Annotated in this window: 17 protein-coding genes; 10 read left to right on the top strand and 7 right to left on the bottom strand. The window is 63.4% G+C overall.

What is annotated here, in order from left to right:
* The first annotated feature begins 46 nt into the window (after positions 1–46).
* Entirely contained in the window at positions 47–2,305 is a 2,259-nt protein-coding gene (gene rnr, locus KG698_RS07160; RefSeq protein ID WP_213684872.1) for a ribonuclease R, read from the top strand.
* A 136-nt stretch (positions 2,306–2,441) separates the two neighbouring features.
* On the top strand, positions 2,442–3,791 hold the full coding sequence (locus KG698_RS07155) for a lytic murein transglycosylase (protein ID WP_213684871.1): 1,350 nt from the start codon (positions 2,442–2,444) through the stop codon (positions 3,789–3,791).
* A 35-nt stretch (positions 3,792–3,826) separates the two neighbouring features.
* Here KG698_RS07155 and dapD read toward each other — a convergent pair whose 3' ends face one another.
* Entirely contained in the window at positions 3,827–4,654 is an 828-nt protein-coding gene (dapD, locus tag KG698_RS07150; RefSeq protein WP_213685010.1) for a 2,3,4,5-tetrahydropyridine-2,6-dicarboxylate N-succinyltransferase, read from the bottom strand.
* A gap of 117 nt (positions 4,655–4,771) precedes the next feature.
* Between dapD and KG698_RS07145 the strand changes: the two genes are divergently transcribed.
* Positions 4,772–5,608 carry an LOG family protein gene (locus KG698_RS07145; protein ID WP_213684870.1) on the top strand — a complete coding sequence of 279 codons (837 nt, stop codon included), beginning with the start codon at positions 4,772–4,774 and terminating at the stop codon, positions 5,606–5,608.
* Here KG698_RS07145 and mepA read toward each other — a convergent pair.
* From mepA to KG698_RS07130, 3 genes are read right to left on the bottom strand one after another with little or no spacing between them, the layout of a single operon-like run.
* Positions 5,605–6,507 (bottom strand): penicillin-insensitive murein endopeptidase, encoded by a 903-nt coding sequence (gene mepA / locus KG698_RS07140; protein WP_213685009.1) that lies wholly within the window; start codon positions 6,505–6,507, stop codon positions 5,605–5,607. The two genes, KG698_RS07145 and mepA, sit on opposite strands and share 4 nt — an antisense overlap.
* 14 nt (positions 6,508–6,521) lie before the next feature.
* Complete coding sequence (locus tag KG698_RS07135; RefSeq protein WP_213684869.1) at positions 6,522–7,919, bottom strand: MFS transporter; 1,398 nt, start codon at positions 7,917–7,919, stop codon at positions 6,522–6,524.
* A 33-nt stretch (positions 7,920–7,952) separates the two neighbouring features.
* Positions 7,953–8,468, bottom strand: a complete 516-nt coding sequence (locus KG698_RS07130) for an acyl-CoA thioesterase (protein WP_300983143.1) — start codon at positions 8,466–8,468, stop codon at positions 7,953–7,955.
* Positions 8,469–8,733: 265 nt separating this feature from the next.
* Between KG698_RS07130 and KG698_RS07125 the strand changes: the two genes are divergently transcribed.
* The 4 genes from KG698_RS07125 (at position 8,734) to KG698_RS07115 (ending at position 12,457) form a co-directional block, all read left to right on the top strand.
* Complete coding sequence (locus KG698_RS07125) at positions 8,734–9,021, top strand: YggT family protein (RefSeq protein ID WP_213684867.1); 288 nt, start codon at positions 8,734–8,736, stop codon at positions 9,019–9,021.
* A gap of 86 nt (positions 9,022–9,107) precedes the next feature.
* Entirely contained in the window at positions 9,108–9,638 is a 531-nt protein-coding gene (locus KG698_RS15830; RefSeq protein ID WP_367114056.1) for a DNA polymerase Y family protein, read from the top strand.
* The gene (locus KG698_RS07120) at positions 9,601–10,803 is read left to right on the top strand and encodes a DNA polymerase Y family protein (RefSeq protein ID WP_367114055.1); all 1,203 of its coding nucleotides are present in this window, start codon (positions 9,601–9,603) and stop codon (positions 10,801–10,803) included. The genes KG698_RS15830 and KG698_RS07120 overlap by 38 nt, the downstream gene beginning before the upstream one ends.
* A 256-nt stretch (positions 10,804–11,059) precedes the next feature.
* On the top strand, positions 11,060–12,457 hold the full coding sequence (locus KG698_RS07115; RefSeq protein WP_213684866.1) for a calcium-binding protein: 1,398 nt from the start codon (positions 11,060–11,062) through the stop codon (positions 12,455–12,457).
* A 71-nt stretch (positions 12,458–12,528) separates the two neighbouring features.
* On the opposite strand, the gene KG698_RS07110 is transcribed toward KG698_RS07115, so the two are convergent.
* From KG698_RS07110 to KG698_RS07100, 3 genes are read right to left on the bottom strand one after another with little or no spacing between them, the layout of a single operon-like run.
* Positions 12,529–13,383, bottom strand: coding sequence for a D-amino-acid transaminase (locus KG698_RS07110; protein WP_213684865.1), 855 nt, complete (start codon positions 13,381–13,383; stop codon positions 12,529–12,531).
* A gap of 7 nt (positions 13,384–13,390) precedes the next feature.
* A complete protein-coding gene (dgcA, locus tag KG698_RS07105; protein WP_213684864.1) occupies positions 13,391–14,353 on the bottom strand; it encodes an N-acetyl-D-Glu racemase DgcA in 963 nt (320 codons plus the stop codon).
* Positions 14,354–14,411: 58 nt separating this feature from the next.
* A complete protein-coding gene (locus KG698_RS07100) occupies positions 14,412–14,762 on the bottom strand; it encodes a hypothetical protein (RefSeq protein ID WP_213684863.1) in 351 nt (116 codons plus the stop codon).
* Between the two features lie 188 nt (positions 14,763–14,950).
* Between KG698_RS07100 and KG698_RS07095 the strand changes: the two genes are divergently transcribed.
* The 3 genes from KG698_RS07095 (at position 14,951) to KG698_RS07085 (ending at position 17,789) form a co-directional block, all read left to right on the top strand.
* A complete protein-coding gene (locus KG698_RS07095) occupies positions 14,951–15,502 on the top strand; it encodes a CGNR zinc finger domain-containing protein (RefSeq protein ID WP_213684862.1) in 552 nt (183 codons plus the stop codon).
* A gap of 79 nt (positions 15,503–15,581) precedes the next feature.
* Positions 15,582–16,760 (top strand): lytic murein transglycosylase, encoded by a 1,179-nt coding sequence (locus KG698_RS07090; protein WP_213684861.1) that lies wholly within the window; start codon positions 15,582–15,584, stop codon positions 16,758–16,760.
* A 546-nt stretch (positions 16,761–17,306) separates the two neighbouring features.
* Positions 17,307–17,789 (top strand): GSCFA domain-containing protein, encoded by a 483-nt coding sequence (locus tag KG698_RS07085; RefSeq protein ID WP_213684860.1) that lies wholly within the window; start codon positions 17,307–17,309, stop codon positions 17,787–17,789.
* Positions 17,790–18,048: the final 259 nt, after the last annotated feature.

Below are 18,048 nucleotides of genomic sequence, written 5' to 3'. Positions count from 1 at the left end.
GATTTCGCGCATGACGGCAAACCGCGCGCATGATAGGGCACGCGCCATGGCCCAGCTTCCGACCAAAGAACAGATCCTCGCGTGGATTTCCGAAAATCCGCACGCAACCTCCAAGCGCGACATCGCGCATGCCTTTGGGCTGAAGGGGGCAAAGCGGATCGACCTCAAGCGCATGCTCAAAGAGCTTGCCGAAGAGGGGCATCTGGAAAAGCGGCGCAAAACCTATCTCGACGCCGCGCGCTTGCCGCCCGTGTCCGTGTTGCAAATCCTGTCCCCCGACGCGCAGGGCGATTTGTTTGCGCGCCCCTTGGAATGGGCAGGCGAGGGGCCGGTGCCACGTATCTTCTTCTCGCCGCGCGCGACCGACCCCGCCGTGGGCAGCGGCGACCGCATCCTTGCCCGCCTGCAAGAGGTCGAGGGGGAAGATTATCACTATGTCGCCCGCCTGATCCGCAAGATCGGCACCAACCCCGCCCGCGTCTTGGGCGTGTTCCGCGCCGGGGCCGAAGGTGGCCGGATCGTGCCGATTTCCAAGGGTTCGGATCGCGATTGGGTGGTGCGGGCGGGTGAAACCCATGGCGCGCGCGACGGCGAATTGGTCGAGGCCGAACAGATCGGCCCCAAGGCCCGCATGGGCAGCCCCCGCGCGCGCATCGTCACACGGTTGGGCGATCCGGGCGCGCCGCGCGCTGTCAGCCTGATCGCCATTGCCGAACATGGCATCCCCGATGCCTTTCCCGATGCCGCCGTGGCCGAAGCCGATGCCGCGACACCAGCCAGTGTCACTGGGCGCGAAGACCTGCGCGATCTGCCGCTTGTCACCATCGACCCGGTCGATGCGCGCGACCGTGACGATGCCATTCTCGCCCATGCCGATGACGACCCGAAAAACCCCGGCGGCCATGTGATCTGGGTCGCCATCGCCGATGTCGCCCATTACGTCCGCCCCGGCTCGGCGCTGGATCACGAGGCCAAGCGACGCGGCAACTCCACCTATTTTCCTGACCGGGTGGTGCCGATGCTGCCCGATACGCTGTCGGGCGATCTTTGCTCGCTGCACGAGCATGTGCCGCGCGCCTGTCTGGCCGTGCGCATGGTGATCGACGCCGATGGCAACAAGATCGGCCACCGCTTTGTGCGCGGGCTGATGCGCTCGGTCGCCTCGCTCAGCTATGAGGCGGTGCAGGCCGCCATCGATGGGCAACCCAATGCGAAAACCGACCCGCTGTGCGAGGATGTGCTGCGCCCGCTTTACGCGGCCTATGGTGCGCTGAAAAAGGCGCGCGCGCATCGCCAACCGCTTGAGCTTGACCTGCCCGAACGCCGGATCGAACTTAACGATGCGGGCGAGGTGATCGCGGTCGGCTTCAAAGACAGGCTTGATGCCCATAAGCTGATCGAAGAATTCATGGTGCTGGCCAATGTCGCCGCCGCCGAAGAGCTGATCGCCCGCCGCCAGCCGCTATTGTTCCGCGTCCATGAGGAACCCAGCCCTGAAAAGCTGGAATCATTGCGCGAAACCGCCGAGGCAAGCGGCTTTTCATTGGCCAAGGGGCAAGTGCTGCAAACCCGCCAACTCAACCGCTTGCTTGAACAGGCCCAAGGCGGCGATTTCGCGGAATTGATCAACATCACGACACTACGCGCGATGCAGCAGGCCTATTATTTCCCGCAGAATTTCGGGCATTTCGGCTTGGCGCTTCGGGCTTATGCCCATTTCACCTCGCCCATTCGGCGCTATGCCGATCTGGTGGTGCACCGCGCGCTGATCACGGCGCATGGCTGGGGTGATGATGGTCTGCGCCTTGAGGATGCCGAGGCGCTGGAAGACACCGCCAAGCATATTTCCGACACCGAGCGCCGCTCGATGGCGGCCGAGCGCGATACCAATGATCGCTACCTCGCGGCCTATCTGTCGGACCGTGTGGGTAGCACATTCACCGGGCGGATTTCGGGGATCGCGCGCTTTGGCGCTTTCGTGAAACTGGACGAGACAGGCGCCGACGGGCTGTTGCCGATGCGGGCCTTGGGCCAAGAATATTTCCACCATGATGCCGATAGCCAAACCCTGATGGGGGCCGAAACCGGGCTGACCATCGGGATCGGCGACCGGGTCACGGTCAAGCTGGCCGAGGCTGTGCCGGTGACGGGCGGCTTGGTGCTGGAATTGATCGAGATCGAGGGCCGTCAAAGCCCGATCCGGCGCAGCGGTGGCAAACATCGCGGCACACCGCGCCGCATGGCTGGCCAAGCGGCCAAGAAACGCGGCAGCTTGCGCAAGAAAACGCCATCCCGCCGGGGATAGCGCCGCAAAGTCTTTGGCGTGTGGGCGCTGCTCGTTCAAATTGCGCGCAATTGATTGCTGCAAGCCCCTGCACAGATGGCCCCGCTTAGGCTATATTGTCCCAAACAGAACAACAATTCTTCCGTCGAGCAGCAACATGCGCCACGCCTTTTTCTCCACGCTTGCCGTAAGCCTTGTGCTTGCGACATCCGCTATAGCGCTGGCGCCCACGGCCTCGCCGCGCCCGGATATGCGGCCCATCGCCGGGATCGCCAATGTCACGCTCTCAAGCCAAGGATCGCCGCTGGCGGTCAGCCAATCCTTGCGCCCCATGATACGCGGCCTGCGCGCGGCACCCGTCAGCGATGCGCGGCTTTCCGCAGCGGCGCTTGGCTTTGCCGACTGGAAGCACGGGTTTCGCGACAAGGCGCTGGCACAAGGGATCAGACCCGATACCTTTGACACGGCCTTTTCCGGGGTCACGGTGATCAACCGCGTGATCAATAACGACAATACACAAGCCGAATTTTCGCGCAGCTTGGCGGATTATCTTGATGGGGCGGTATCCGATGCGCGGATCAATAATGGTCGGGCCGCATTCGCGCGCCACCGCGATGCCCTGACCCAAATCGAGCGGCGCTACGGTGTCGACGCTGAGGTTGTCGCGGCGATCTGGGGGCTGGAATCAGCCTATGGCGCGCTACGCGGCAAGACCGAGATCATCTCGGCCATGGCCACCCTCGCCTATGAGGGGCGGCGGCGCGACTTTTTCGAGGCCGAGTTGATCGCCGCAATGCGCATCTTGCAGGCGGGCGATATCAGTGCGCGTCAAATGACCGGCTCTTGGGCGGGTGCCATGGGTCATACGCAGTTTATGCCGACCTCCTATCTTGCCTATGCGGTCGATTTCGACGGCGACGGGCGGCGCGATATCTGGTCGGATAACCCTGTCGATGCACTGGCCTCGACCGCCGCCTACCTGCGCGAGCATGGCTGGGTCACGGGCCAACCTTGGGGGGTCGAGGTCGTTTTGCCCCCTAGCTTTGATTACACTTTGGCAGGCAAGCACACCAAGCGCGGCGCGGGGTTCTGGCGGCGGCAAGGGGTGCGGCTGGCCGATGGTGGTCAAATCCCCGATCATGGGCAGGCCGCGATCTTGTTGCCCGCTGGCCATCGCGGCGCGGCGCTGATGATCTTCGATAATTTCCATGTCATTGCGCGCTACAACGCCTCCGATGCCTATGTCATCGGGATTGGCCACTTGGCCGACCGGATCGCAGGCGGCGCGCCATTCCGCGCCACATGGCCGCGCGACGCCCGCGGGCTCAGCCGCGCTGAACGCCAAGAGCTTCAGGGCCACCTTGCCGCGCGCGGCCTGCTCAGCGGTACGGTCGATGGGATCATCGGATCGCAAACCGCCGATGCACTTCGCAAATTTCAAACATCGGTCGGACTTGTGCCCGATGGTTTCGCCTCGGTGGATGTGTTGGAACGATTGCGCCGATAGCGCATGGTGCGCCCAAAGGCGCACCATCCTTCGGATCAATCGCGCAAAAGCTCGTTGATCGAGGTCTTGGAACGGGTCCGCTCATCCACCCGCTTCACGATCACCGCGCAATAAAGGTTCACACCATTCTTGGATGGCATGGAGCCTGCCACCACGACCGATCCGGCGGGCACCTCGCCATACATGACGGCGCCGGTTTCGCGATCCACGATCTTGGTCGATTGGCCGATGAACACGCCCATCCCCAAAACCGAGCCTTCGCGCACGATCACGCCCTCAACCACCTCGGAACGCGCACCGATAAAGCAATTGTCCTCGATAATCGTGGGGCCGGCCTGCATCGGCTCCAACACGCCGCCAATGCCCACACCGCCCGACAGATGCACATTCTTGCCGATCTGCGCGCAAGAGCCGACCGTCGCCCAAGTATCGACCATGGTGCCGCTATCGACATAAGCCCCGAGGTTCACGAAAGAGGGCATCAACACCACCCCCGGTGCGATATAGGCCGAGCGGCGCACGACACAGTTGGGCACAGCGCGGAACCCGGCCGCTTTCCATTCGCCCTCGCCCCAGCCCTTCCATTTGCTGTCGACCTTGTCCCACCAGCTACCGCCCTGCGCGCTGCCGGGCTGCATCTCCATATCCTTCAGGCGGAACCCCAAAAGCACCGCCTTTTTCGCCCATTGGTTCACATGCCAATGACCATCGGCCTGACGCTCGGCCACGCGCAACGTGCCGCTGTCGAGCGCGGTCAGCGTCGCCTCGATGGCATCGCGGGTCTCGCCCTTGGTGGCGGGGGTGATCTGGTCGCGCGCCTCCCAGGCGGCTTCGATGGCGGTTTCGAGTGCGGCATTGGACATGGGTGACTTCTCCTGCGGCGAAAGCGGTTCGGGGCGGCTATAGCGGGCGCGCCCTTTGCTGGCAATCATGGCGCGGTCTTGCTAGGTCAATCTAGGACCAGTGCATGAGGACATGACATGACAGAAGACAGCCGCCCCGGCCCATTCCGCCACGCCGAGCAAGATCTTGAATCCGCCCGTCATGCCCCCGACACCGCGCAGGCGAATTCCCCCGCCTACAGGCTGGCCTTTGCCGACCCCGATTTCCTTTTGCGCGATGAATTGCGCCCCGTGCGGCTGCAACTGGAACTGCTCAAACCCCAGCTCGAGCTTGACGCGCGCGGCATCCGCTCGACCGTGGTGCTGTTTGGCGGCGCGCGCATCCCCAGCCCCGAGGCGCAAGGCGATGGCCCCGCTCATCCCATGGCCCAATATTACGACGAAGCGCGCCGCTTTGCGCGGCTTATCACCGAACGCTCGGTCGAGAGTAACTGTACCGAGAATGTCATCGTCACCGGCGGCGGCCCCGGCGTGATGGAGGCAGGCAATCGCGGCGCGGCCGAGGCGGGCGGCTGTTCCATCGGCCTCAACATCGTGTTGCCCCATGAACAGGTGCCCAACGCCTATGTCACGCCGGAACTCTGCTTCAACTTCCACTATTTCGGCATCCGCAAGATGCATTTCCTGCTGCGCGCCAAGGCCATCGCGGTGTTTCCTGGCGGGTTCGGCACACTCGACGAATTGTTCGAAAGCATCACCCTGATCCAGACGGGGCGGATGGAGCAGGTTCCCGTGATCCTCTTTGGCGAAAGCTTTTGGCGCACCGTGATCAATTGGGACGCACTGCGCGAGGCAGGCACCATCGCCGCCGCCGATCTGGAGCTGTTCCGCTTCGTCGAAACCGCAGATGAGGCGCTGGATGTTATCGATAGCTGGCCACTCTCAGGCCGCCGTGGCGAGATCCCGGGCCGCTAAAGATCGCCCAAAAGCGCCGCACATTGGCGCGGCAGATCGGCCAGCGTCATCGGCGGGCGCGGCGGCGGCGGCACGTAGTTTGGGTCGGGCGGCGGCGGGTTCAGGATCAGTTCGGCCCGCGCGCGCGCTTCATCACAGCCATCGCCGGGGGGCATCTCATCTTGCGCCTCGCAGTGCGGCGAACCAGCGGGGCAATGCAGCCGCACGTGGAAATGGTAGTGATGCCCCACGGCGGGGCGGATTTTCCGCAACCAATCCCTGTCGCCCGTGGCATTGTCGCACATCCAGACCTTGGCCCCGGTAAAGACGAAAATCCGCGCCACACGCGGGTCGGTCGCGGCCAGCCGCATCACCTCCATATGCGTGGGCGTCCAGTTTTCGCCCACCCGCGCCCCGCCCGCCGACCGGGTCGAGATCGACGACAGGTTTTCGCGCTCAGCCGCCGAAAGGTCGAACCGTGTGGGCGGCAACATCCAGATATCGGCATCAAGCCCCGATTGGTGGCTCACATGCCCCGACAGCATCGGCCCGCCGCGCGGCTGGGTCAGATCGCCGACATAAAGCCCCCGCCACGAAGTCTGTTCGGCCACCCGGGCCGAGAAATCCTGCACGAAATCAACCAATTCGGGATGGCCCCAGTTGCGGTTGCGCGACAGCCGCATCGCGGCCCATGTGGGCCCCGTTTCGGGCAGGCGCGCACCGCCTGCCAGACAGCCCCGCGCATAGCCGCCGACGACAGCACTTGGTCCCGCGTCGGGGCCCTGCGCGGCACCAAACAAAAGCCGTGCTTCCTGCCCCGACAGCGTGGCGTCGAGCGGCGGCAAGCTTGGGCTTTCTTGTTCCGTGGGGCTGCAAGACATCACCGCCAAAACGCTCAAGACGGCCAAACCGGCCCGCATGGGCAAACGCGGTCTCACCCCCGCACCTCACCCTCGGCGCGGACCCAGATGATCAAGATCAGGCCCAGCACGAACAACCCGATCAAGGGGATCATCCCCAGCCGCGCACTTTCCGTAAGATAGGTCGTCACCCCGATCAGCGCCGGCCCCAAAAACGCTGTCGCCTTGCCCGACAGCGCGTATAGCCCAAAGGCTTCGGTCGGGCGGCCCGCCGTGGCATGGCGGCACATCATCGAGCGCGAGGCCGATTGCAGCACGCCGCCCGCGCCACCGATCAGCGCGCCACAAATATAAAAAGTGATATCCGGCACGGCCGATCCTTCGACCAGCGCGATACCCCAAAGGCTTTCGCGGGTCATTCCAACGACCACGCCACAGACCGCGATCAGCACAAGGATGCTACCGATGATCACGGGCTTTGGACCCAGCCTTGCGTCAAGCTTGCCACCGATCCATGTCGCCACAGCCGCCGTGATGGCCCCCACGATCCCGAAAACCCCCACCTGCGTCACAGACCAGTTCAGCACCAACACCGCATAGGTGCCGCCGAACCCGTAAAGTGCGTTCAACGCATCGCGGTAGAACATCGACGAGCCGAGATAGGCAAAAAGGCTTGTCCGCTTTGGCAGGGATTTCACCGTGCCCCATAGCTCTGACAATGCCGCGCCGAACCGCCCATGGGTGGCCGGACGCGGCACTTCGCGCATCCAGAAGAAAAACGGGATCATGAAGACGAGATACCAGATCGCCGTAAATGGCCCGACAAACCGCGTGCCTTCTCGCATCTCGGGATCAAGGCCCAGCGCGGGTGAAAGCCCGACAAAGGTCTTGCCGCTTTCGCCCTCGGCGAAAAAGATCAGCATGATGAACAGGGCCAGCACACCGCCCAAATAGCCCCAAGCGAATCCATTGCCCGAAAGCTTGCCGATGGCGCTGTCATCGCCCAGCTCGGGCAACATGGAGTTGGTGAAAATCGTCGTAAACTCCGCCCCGATCAACCCGATCCCAAAGGCCACCAGCGCCATCACCAGATAAGAGCCATCCGGCAAAAGCACCCAGATCCCCAGCGCACCTAGCACGTAGAAGGCCGAGAACAGTACAATCCACGGCATCCGCCGCCCGGTGTTATCGGCAAATGCCCCAAGGATCGGCGCACAGAGCGCGATGATCACGCCCGCTACCGTCTGGCCCAGTGACCATAGGCTTTGCGCCCGCGCATCGGCCACCTGTTCGGCCAAGCCCTGCGCCATGAAACTCTCGGTCGCGACAGCCGCGAAATAAGGGCCAAAGATAAAGGTCAGGCACAGCGTGAAATAAGGCTGGCTTGCCCAGTCAAAAGCCCACCAGCCCCAGATACGGCGGCGGGCGCTCTGGTGCGACAGGGCGGATGGCTCGGATACGGCAATGCTCATGCGCGCAGCTTCCGCTATCAACTTATGATTTGTCTATGGGCTTGATGGGCCATTTTGCATCGGTGGCCATGGGCGCGTGTGATCGGCCTCGACCCAGCCTGCCACCCAATCGGGCAAAGCGGGCGATTGACCCGCATGGCCCATGGCGCGCGCCACATCTGCGACAGGCGCAAGCCGCCCGCCTTGCGTGATCCCAGTGCGCAACAGCGCATGGTTGCAGCATGTCGCACCGCGCCACATGCCCTGCTCGATGTAAAAGAACCGCCCGTCCCAGCCCAACAGCCGCGTCTGCAATGAAAAGCGCTGCAACCCTGTGATCCGCGCCCGGTAGCGTACTGAGGCACCCGCCACCACCAGCCCCCAGCCTTCACGCCGCAGCACATCCCACAGGCCGATCCTGACCGAAAGCGCGAACCGTCCCAGATCGTAAAGCGTCAAGATGCGCCCATTGTTCATCTCGAAAAACCCGTCGAGATCATTGGGCAAGCACCGCATCGCCATTGTGTGATCGTCAAACAATCCCAAACGCGGCTTGGCACGTTCGGTCATCATCACTGAGGCAAGGCGCAGATAAGGATACATCCCCCCGCCAAACCCCAGCGCGCGCCAGCCGTCAACCCCGCCCTCGCGTCAGCACACCGTCCCTTGCTTCTTCGTTTCGAAAATATCCCGGGGGAGGCGCGCCCAAAGGGCGCGGCGGGGCAGAGCCCCCTTAACTCAAGGTTCGTCGCCTCTGGCGACGGGGGCATATGCTTGCGCCACGCGCCGCACCCGACTATTTGGCAAAGACGCATCAGCCAAGGATACCGCGCCCATGACCTCGCTTTTCCAGATCCTCATGCTTTTGATCAACGTCGCCTTCATGATCATCCTCGTGCATATCATCATGAGCTGGCTGATCAATTTCGGGGTGCTGAACCTGCGTCAGCCGGTCGTGGCGCAGATCTGGTATGGCATAAACCGCTTGGTCGAGCCGGTCTATGCCCCGATCCGCCGCCGCCTGCCTGCGATGGGCGGGCTCGATCTGGCACCGCTGATCGTGATCTTGGGGCTTTACGTGCTCGAGATCGTCTTGCGCAACAACGTGTCGCTGTTCTTGTGAAAACTGGCTGAGCGGGGCGGACTCGACTCCTCATACCCCTTGGCTTAGCTTGGAACAAAACACGAACATTTTGGACCATCCGCGCCATGATCACCCCCACACACCCGACCCGCGCCGCCCATCGGCGGATCTTGTCGCTGTGGTTTCCCCGGCTGGCAGCCGAAGATGTGCTGCGCGCTGCGCCGGGCTTGAGCGAGGCGCCGCTTGCCGTGGTGGGCGAGCTTGGCAATCTGCGCCAAATCACATCGCTGAGCCTTGCGGCCAGCGCGCGCGGCCTGTCGCGCGGCCAAGCGCTGGCCGAGGCCTTGACGCTTTGCCCCGATCTGGTCACCCGCCCCGCCGATCCTGATCGCGCGGCACAACTCTTGGCGGCGCTGCGTCGCTGGGCGGGCCGCTTTAGCCCGTGGGTGGCCGAGGAAGGGGATGATGCGCTGCTGATCGACCTGACCGGCTGCGCGCATCTTTTCGGCGGCGAGGCGGCGCTGTTTGCGCAAATCCATGACGATTGCGCCGATCTTGGCTTCAGCCTTTGCGCGGCCATCGCCGATACCCCCGGTGCGGCTTGGGCCTTGGCGCGCTATGCGGGCGGCGGCGGCACAGCGCCCCCGCAGCGGTGACGCCATCGATCAAGAGGCGCGCGCCACCCGCTCACGCGCGCAAAAGCGCCACTGGGTCAAGGGCGGCGCCGCGCCCCAGCGACACAGCGCGCCCCAAGGGGGTGTTGCGCGCATCTCGCCCCCCGGCGGCTTGCGGCAATCGCTGGCCAGCTTGCCCATCGCGGCGCTGCGCGTGCCCCCCGCCACCGCCGAGGGGTTGGCCCGGCTGGGGTTGCGCCGCATCGGCGATCTTTGGGGCATGCCGCGCGCGGGGCTGGCCCGGCGCTTTGGCCAAGATCTGGTGCGCCGTCTGGATCAAGCGCTGGGGGTCGAGCCGGAACCGATTTCCCCGGCCGGTGCGCCACTGCATTTCGCCGCAAGGCTCAGCCTGCCCGAACCCATCGGGCTTGAGGCCGATATCCTTGCCGGTCTCGACCGGCTTTTGCCGGTTCTGTGCGACAAGCTCCGCGCCCGTGGGCGCGGCGCGCGGAGGCTCCGGCTCGAGATGATCCGCGCCGAAGGCGGCGCTGAGCGTATCGAGATCGGGCTGGCCCGCCCCACCGACCGGCCCGACAGCCTGCGCGCGCTTTTCGCGCTGAAGCTGGGCGGGGTTGCGGCGGGCTTTGGCTTTGATGTGTTGCGGCTGGTGGCAACGGTCAGCGAACCCTTGCACAGCACCGAACACAAGGGTGGCTGGGCCGTCGCCGCCGAGGCGCAGCTTAAGGCACAGAGCGCCCGCGCGCCCGGCCAAGCCCTCGATGATCTGATCGCGCGTATCGGTGCGCGCGTCGGGCTGGACCGCATCACCCGCGAACACCCCGCCGACAGCCATATCCCCGAGAAGACCACGACGACACAGGCCGCGGCCTATAGCCATCCGGCGACAGATTGGCCCGCCACAGATCGGCCCCGCCCCCTGACGCTGTTTCGCCCCGAACCCGTCACCGCCGCCGACACGCCCGAACCGCCGCTGCAATTCCGCTGGCGTGGGCGCAACTTCGAGGTCAGCGCCGCCCATGGCCCCGAACGGATTGCGCCGGAATGGTGGCTCGATGATCCGCAATGGCGCTCGGGCGTGCGCGACTATTGGCGCGTGACCACTGCGCAAGGTCCGCGTATCTGGCTCTTCTACGCCCATGGGGCCAGCATGTCAGGCGGCTGGTTCGCGCAAGGCGATTTTGGCTGACACATATGTCAGGTCGCTGATTGTCCACACCGCAAAGACAATCACAGCCAAATCTGAAAATTGATGATTTTTCTGTAATTTAGCCACAATTTTGCTACTTTTCGTAAGGGCCAAAGACCTGTTAACGTTTTTCACGAATCGCGTTTGGTTTTCCGCGTCGCTTTGGGCAATCCCAACCGATGCGGAAATAGATATTGCGAGATGTTAAGTATCCCGGTTTGGGGCTGTTCCGCGTAACGAGTAAAAGGATGATGTGATGTTGGGTTGGATATTCATGCTCCTCGCCGGGCTGTCGCTGACGCCAATTTTCGATAGCAGTGACGACAAAGATGATCAGGCCGGCAACGACACCCGCAACCTGACGCCGAATGACGACCAGCTCATCTTGAACACCAGCGATCTGGGCACGATCAACGCTTTGGCAGGTGACGATACGATCGCCGCCTTTGGCCAACAGAACCTGCTCATCCGCTTGGGCGATGGCAATGATGGCGCCTTTGTCCAACATGGCCAAGCGACGATCTATGGCGACGCGGGTGATGATACCGTCGCCATGGAGAGCGGCACGCTGCTGGCCTATCTGGGCATGGGCAATGACGAACTTTCCGTCGAAACCGCCCGCGCCACGGCTTATGGCGGCGCAGGCGATGACACGATGGAAGGCGGCACCGCCAATGACAGATTCTTTGGTGGCATCGGTGCCGATAAGCTGTTCGGCGGCGGCGGCGATGACAGTCTTGATGGCGGTTTCGGTGCCGACAGCCTGTATGGTGAGGCAGGCAACGACACCTTGATCGGTGGCGGCGGGAATGACCTGCTCAACGGCGGTGATGGCGATGATCGCCTGCTTGGTGGCGCTGGCAAGGATACGCTCAACGGCGGCAATGGCGAAGACACGCTGCGCGGCGGCGACGGCGATGACCAGCTTTTTGGCCAAGCGGGCGCTGACCACCTGCGCGGCGAGGCGGGTAATGACCTACTCGTGGGCGGCGTCGGTGCCGATTTCCTCGATGGGGGAACTGGCGATGATACCTTGCTGGGCGGTGAACAGGGTGACCGCCTGCAAGGCGGCAATGGCAACGACTACCTTGATGGCGGCGACGGCAACGACACCCTGACCGGCGGGATGGATGATGACACACTTCTTGGCGGCGATGGTGCAGATCTCTTGATCGATCTTTCAGGAAGTGATCGCCTGATCGGTGGTGCCGGCGATGACACGCTGACAACTGACGGGATCGGCGACACAATCTTTGGCTTCGCAGGCGACGATCTGATCACCGCGCTTACCGCACCAGGTGCGGGCGTGACGCTGGGCTCGATCATCGATGGTGGCCTTGGCGACGACACGATCATCGGCGATCTGAACGCCACGATCACCGGCGGCGATGGGGCCGACAGTATCACCATCGCCAGCGCCTTTGGGTCCGCGGCATCGCCCGCCGTGATCACCGATTTCGATCCGGCGCTCGACAGGCTGACAATCGACACGACCATTGAGGGGCAGACGCCGACGATACCCACGCTGACCCTACAAGCGGCGGCGAATGGCACCGATGTCGAGGTGCTTGTGAACGGCACGGTGTTCGTGGTTCTGCAAGCAAACAGCCTATCCCCTGCGCTGAGCGCAAGCATCACGACCATCCCCAGCTAGAGCGTGTCGCGTTCTAAGGCGCAGCGCCTTGGGCCGATGGGCGGCCTGGCCTTTCTTGGCAAGGCGGCGGGTTACACCGCCGCCTTGCGCATTTCATCAAGATAGATCTCGCGCAGACGCGCGGTGACATTGCCCGGCTTGCCCGCACCGATGGGCTGGCCATCCATCTCGACCACCGGCATCACAAAGGCCGAGGCAGAGGTGATGAACGCCTCATCCGCCGCCTTGGCCTCAGCGACGCTAAAGGGGCGTTCCTCGACCACCATCTGCGCCTCGCGCGCGAACCGCAGCACGGCGGCGCGGGTGATCCCGTGCAAGATCTCGTTGCCAAGATGCCGGGTGACGATGGTGTTGCCCTTGACGATATAGGCGTTGTTCGATGTGCCTTCGGTCACATGGCCATCTTCGACCATCCAGGCATCATCAGCCCCCGCCGCCTTGGCCATCATCTTGCCCATCGACGGGTAAAGCAGCTGCACCGTCTTGATATCGCGCCGCCCCCAGCGCTGATCCTCAATCGAGATGACCTTCATCCCCGTGCGGGCCAAGGGGTTTTCGGCCAGCCCGGGCTTGGATTGGGTGAACAGAACGATGGTCGGCGTTGCATCCTTGGGATAGGCGAAATCGCGATCCGCGGCACCGCGCGTGATCTGCAGATAGATCAAACCTTCGTCGATTTCGTTCAGCCGCACCAATTCGCGGTGAATGGCGAGCAATTCATCCTCGGTCACGGGGTTGGCCATCGCCAACTCATCCAGCGAACGTTGCAGGCGCTTGGCGTGACCCGCGAAATCGATCAGCTTGCCGCCCAGAATGCTGGTCACCTCATAAACGCCATCGGCGAAAAGGAAACCACGGTCGAAAATCGACACCTTCGCCTCGGTTTCGGGCAGGTAATCTCCGTTCACGTAAACAATGCGCGTCATCGCGGTCTCATCCCCAAAGTTCTGGCCGCGGTGGATGCACCAAGGCGGCGTCGTATTCCAAAGGCGTTGCCCGGTCTTCTGCCAGCAAAAGCGGCCCGTCAAGATCCACGATGGTTGCACCTTGCGCCACAAGCACGGCGGGGGCCATGGCAAGCGAGCTTCCGACCATGCAACCGACCATCACGCCAAAGCCCATCGCCCGCGCCGCATCGCGCAGCGCCAGCGCCTCGGTCAGCCCGCCGGTTTTGTCGAGCTTGATGTTGACCATGTCATATTTGCCCTGAAGCGCCGGCAGGCTTTCGCGGTCATGACAGCTTTCATCGGCACAGACGGGCAAGGGCCGTGCAATCTCGGCCAGCATGTCATCGGCATCGGCGGGCAGGGGTTGCTCGACCATCTCCACCCCCAGACGCAAAAGATGCGGGGCCAGATCGGCATAGACCTCGGCCGTCCATCCTTCATTTGCATCCACGATGATCCGCGCCTTGGGCGCGCCTGCGCGCACCGCCTCGAGCCGTGGCATGTCATCGGGCGTACCAAGCTTGATCTTCAAAAGCGGGCGATGGGCATGGCGCGCGGCGGCGGCGCGCATCACCCCGGGTGCTGCAAGTGAGAGGGTAAAGGCGGTGATCATGGGGCCGGGTTCCGACAGGCCCGCCAATTGCCATACCCTGCGGCCCGCCTGTTTGGCGGCCAGATCCCACAAGGCGCAATCAACGGCGTTGCGCGCCGCACCGGGTGGCAGAAGGGCTTGAAGCTGGGTACGCGTCACCGCTTCGGGCAGGGATGCAATCTGCGCCGTGACGCTGTCATGGCTTTCGCCGTAGCGGGCATAAGGCACGCATTCACCGCGCCCGGTTCGACCATCGCGTTGCAGGGTGGCGCAAAGCACCCGTGCCTCGCGCCGCGATCCGCGGGCAATGGTGAACACCTCGGACAGCGCAAAGGTTTCGGGGATGACGGTGATCATCGCGGCCCTACCGATCCAGACCCGGACACATCGCCCGCAGCCATATGGCCAAGGCCTATCAGCGCTGCGTCAAAAGTGCCACGGGGCGATCACCGAGCGTCTCGAAATCAAGCGGTGCCGATGTGGCAGCGGCCGTGTTGCGCTTGAACTCGTAACGCATCAGATCGCCCTGCTGCTCAGAGGCGACGATGAGCGCCTGATACAGATGGCGCGCCCCGTCATAGATATCGATCAACCCCCGCAACCGGGGCGCATCGGCGCTATCGACCGAAAACCCATCCTCGGTCATCTCGAGGATCGGATAGGCCTCATCACCGACATGCACCACCCGCGTGGCGCGGCGGCGGCGGGCTGATTTCTGGGCCGCGGCCAATTCATCGCGCACCGATTGCGGCAAGAAACTCGACATCACGGTATCCTTCCGGGCTGCGTCTTGTGGATAAATTGGCGCATGACAAAATTTAGTCAATGATTTGAGTATGCTGCACTTGCAAACGTCACGCATTAGCCACATCACCCACTGGACGCGGGCGCGCCAAAGCCTCATGCTGGCCGCGCACAAGGCAAAGCTACACCATAATTCAAATAGGTGCCGCGATGACGACGACCCACCCGGGTCACCCGATCTTGCTGTTTCTCAACACCGTGGGCGATGACGGCAAACAACGGCGCGAGAATAGCTTTGCGGACCCCGGCGCGTTGCATCGCCTGCTGGTTGATGCCGGTTTGGCCATTGCCGATCATCCGGTGCCAGACCGGGGGCAAATGCAATCATTGCTGATCCTGCGCGAAGCGGCCTATGCGGTTTTGTCGGCCATCGCCGCATCCCGCACCCCCGACCGCGAAGAAGCCTTGATGCTTGAGACGACGATCAAGGCGGCGGTGCAAGATGCCAGCCTCTTGTTCAAGCCCGGTCGGCTTGGGGTTAGCGCCGGCCCACTTGGCGGCATTCATGACCGGCTCGCCCTGTCGCTGTTTGATCTTTTGCGCGCCGATGATCTGTCGCGGCTGCGCGAATGTGCGCGCTGCACGCATCTGTTCATTGACCATGGGCGCGGGCCGGGGCGGCGTTGGTGCGCGATGACGCGCTGCGGCAACCGCGCCAAGGCCGAGGCGTTTCGCCGCCGCAAGCGCGACAATCGCGCATAAATCCCTGCGCAACGCTTGCGGGGTGACGCATCCCTGTTAGGTTGTCCGCAAGGGTGTGGTGTAACCAAAGGTGTGTGGCATGTGGCGTGGTATAGTGGCGGGCTGTTTTGCGTTGGGGCTTTCGGCTGGGGGCGCTTGGGCCCAACAATGCGGCGGTAGCTTTGACCAATTCGTACAAGACCTGCGGGCCGAGGCCGCTCAGCGTGGCTATGATCGCGCCACGATCGACGGGTTCTTTCAGCATGCCGACTTTGATCAGCGCACCTTGGATGCCGACAGGCGGCAGGGCGTCTTTACCCTTCCCTTTACCGAGTTTTCACGCCGCCTGATCAGCCAAAACCGCATCGACAATGGCCGCCGCAACGCTGAACGGCACAGCGCCATCTTTGACGAGGTCGAGCGCCGCTTTGGCGTCAGCCGGGGGATCTTGTTGTCTTTCTGGGCCTTTGAGACTGACTACGGCGCGTTTCAGGGTGATTTCAACACGCTCGATTCATTGGTGACCTTGGCCCATGATTGCCGCCGCCCCGAACTGTTCCGCCCCGAGGTTTTCGCCGCGCTGGAACTTTTCGCGCGCGGCGATTTCGACCCGGTCAACACCCAAGGCGCTTGGGCGGGCGAGATCGGGATGGTCCAAATGCTGCCCGAAGATATCGTGACCCATGCCATCGATGGCGATGGCGATGGGCGCATCAGCCTCCAGACTTCGGCTGCCGATGCGCTGTTGTCGGGGGCCAATATCCTGTCCTCGCTGGGCTGGCGCGCGGGCGAGCCTTGGCTGGTCGAGATCACGATCCCCGATGATCTGGATTGGTATGAAACCGGCATCCACAGCGCCAAGCCTGTCTCGGCCTGGGAGGCGGACGGGGTACGCGCCCGCAACGGCACGCTGCCCATGCCCAATGCGGCAGCTTCCGTCATCTTGCCCGAGGGGCGTTTTGGCCCGGCCTTTTTGGCCTATCCGAATTTCAGCGTGCTGTTCGAGTGGAACCAAAGTTTCACCTATGTGCTGACCGCCGCCTATTTCGCGACACGGCTAGATGGCGCGCCTGTCTTTGATGCACGCAACCCCGAACCAGGCCTATCGCGCGACGAGATGCAGGCGTTGCAACGCAAGCTTGAGGCGCGCGGCCATGATGTGGGCGGCACCACGGGCATCCTTGGCGCGCGCACCCGCGCCGCCGTGCGCGCCGAACAACGCAAGCTTGGCCTACCCGCCGACGCATGGCCGACGCGCGCCCTTTTGAACGCGCTGTAGGGCCCGACCAGGCCTAACGGAGAGCACGATGACCCATCCCTATCACGACCTGCCCGAACGGGCCGCCTGGTCGCCTGCCGTCGGGCGGCGCGACGCGCTCGAGATCGACCAGCTTGGCAACCCAAATGGCCGGTGCGCCGCGCCACGGGATCGCGACCTTCGGCTCCCTGCTTCGCGCAGCATTTCAGGCGCGCCCTGGCCGAGCGTGGCTATCGCTGGATGCAGACCGAATGCCCACCTTGCGAACTGCCGCCGGACACCGAAAAGAGCCTGAACTATCATGTTTTCACCGCCCGCACCGGCAATATCTAGACGGTCTCGCTTCTGCGCAATGGGTGGCCTGGTCGCTGGGTGAAGCAAGCCCTCCGGATGAGGTCTGGGAAAGGAACGGCCGCTTCACGACCCATTCCGCCCCGCCATCGAACCCGACGGGTTCGCCAGCCATGACGAGGTTCTGGCCAGCCGCGACCTGACCATCGAGGCCTTTGGCGACGCGGTGCGCAAGGCCGATATCTTCGTCTTCACGCTTGGCCTGACCGAAAGCTGGTGGAACGTGCAGGGGATTACGAGTACCCGATGTGCCCGGGCACCGTGGCGGGCCGCTTTGACCCCGATCAGCATGTGTTCCGCAACCAGGACTACGGCTTTATCGAAGCGCGGCTCTTGCAGGCGCTCAAGCTGATCCGCGGCGTCAACCCGCGTGTTCGGGTCCTACTGACCGTGTCGCCCGTGCCGCTGACCGCGACGAAATCCGATGCCCATGTCCTGGTGGCGACGACATGGTCGAAGTCCGTCCTGCGCGCGGTGGCGGGTCAGACCGCCGCGCGCTTAGGGTTCGTCGATTATTTCCCCTCCTACGAGATCATCGCCAGTACTCCCTTTGGCGGAAGGTTCTACGAGGACAACAAGCGCGGCGTAAAACGCAAGGGGTCGATCACGTCATGGCGACCTTCTTTGCGGACCAGGACCGTAGCTTTCCGCAGTTTGCGCGTCGAAGGTCCAAACTGCCGCCGCCCGCGACCAGCGTGACGATCTGGTCTGCGAAGAGGAATTGCTGTCGGCCTTCGGACCCGGGAGAAGCGGTGATGCGTCCAGTGCGTGCTCAGCAATTCCCATGGCGCGGCGCTGAATTGGGCGCTGTACGTGAAACCGATATCGGCAAACATGCCGAGATCGTCTTGTTCGGTGTTCAGATCGAGGGCTCAAGGGACTTGAGCCCGGTGAAAAGCAGTCGCACCTTGCGCCCGCGAAACGAGGCGACTGCCAGTGTTCTGGCGGTCACGTCAGG

This window comes from Roseicyclus sp. (assembly GCF_018402035.1).
Lineage (GTDB): Bacteria > Pseudomonadota > Alphaproteobacteria > Rhodobacterales > Rhodobacteraceae > Roseicyclus.
Note: the sequence above shows the minus strand (reverse complement) of the source record. Positions and strands in the feature narration are given on the sequence as shown.

What these genes read in the sequence shown, in the direction of transcription:
- mepA (WP_213685009.1), bottom strand. Translation starts at nt 6,507, where the DNA reads ATGCGGGCCGGTTTGGCCGTCTTGAGCGTTTTGGCGGTGATGTCTTGC.
- KG698_RS07115 (WP_213684866.1), top strand. Translation starts at nt 11,060, where the DNA reads ATGTTGGGTTGGATATTCATGCTCCTCGCCGGGCTGTCGCTGACGCCA.
- KG698_RS07100 (WP_213684863.1), bottom strand. Translation starts at nt 14,762, where the DNA reads ATGTCGAGTTTCTTGCCGCAATCGGTGCGCGATGAATTGGCCGCGGCC.
- KG698_RS07130 (WP_300983143.1), bottom strand. Translation starts at nt 8,468, where the DNA reads ATGACCGAACGTGCCAAGCCGCGTTTGGGATTGTTTGACGATCACACA.
- rnr (WP_213684872.1), top strand. Translation starts at nt 47, where the DNA reads ATGGCCCAGCTTCCGACCAAAGAACAGATCCTCGCGTGGATTTCCGAA.
- KG698_RS15830 (WP_367114056.1), top strand. Translation starts at nt 9,108, where the DNA reads ATGATCACCCCCACACACCCGACCCGCGCCGCCCATCGGCGGATCTTG.
- KG698_RS07125 (WP_213684867.1), top strand. Translation starts at nt 8,734, where the DNA reads ATGACCTCGCTTTTCCAGATCCTCATGCTTTTGATCAACGTCGCCTTC.
- KG698_RS07095 (WP_213684862.1), top strand. Translation starts at nt 14,951, where the DNA reads ATGACGACGACCCACCCGGGTCACCCGATCTTGCTGTTTCTCAACACC.
- dapD (WP_213685010.1), bottom strand. Translation starts at nt 4,654, where the DNA reads ATGTCCAATGCCGCACTCGAAACCGCCATCGAAGCCGCCTGGGAGGCG.
- KG698_RS07110 (WP_213684865.1), bottom strand. Translation starts at nt 13,383, where the DNA reads ATGACGCGCATTGTTTACGTGAACGGAGATTACCTGCCCGAAACCGAG.
- dgcA (WP_213684864.1), bottom strand. Translation starts at nt 14,353, where the DNA reads ATGATCACCGTCATCCCCGAAACCTTTGCGCTGTCCGAGGTGTTCACC.
- KG698_RS07090 (WP_213684861.1), top strand. Translation starts at nt 15,582, where the DNA reads ATGTGGCGTGGTATAGTGGCGGGCTGTTTTGCGTTGGGGCTTTCGGCT.
- KG698_RS07145 (WP_213684870.1), top strand. Translation starts at nt 4,772, where the DNA reads ATGACAGAAGACAGCCGCCCCGGCCCATTCCGCCACGCCGAGCAAGAT.
- KG698_RS07135 (WP_213684869.1), bottom strand. Translation starts at nt 7,919, where the DNA reads ATGAGCATTGCCGTATCCGAGCCATCCGCCCTGTCGCACCAGAGCGCC.
- KG698_RS07155 (WP_213684871.1), top strand. Translation starts at nt 2,442, where the DNA reads ATGCGCCACGCCTTTTTCTCCACGCTTGCCGTAAGCCTTGTGCTTGCG.
- KG698_RS07120 (WP_367114055.1), top strand. Translation starts at nt 9,601, where the DNA reads ATGCGGGCGGCGGCGGCACAGCGCCCCCGCAGCGGTGACGCCATCGAT.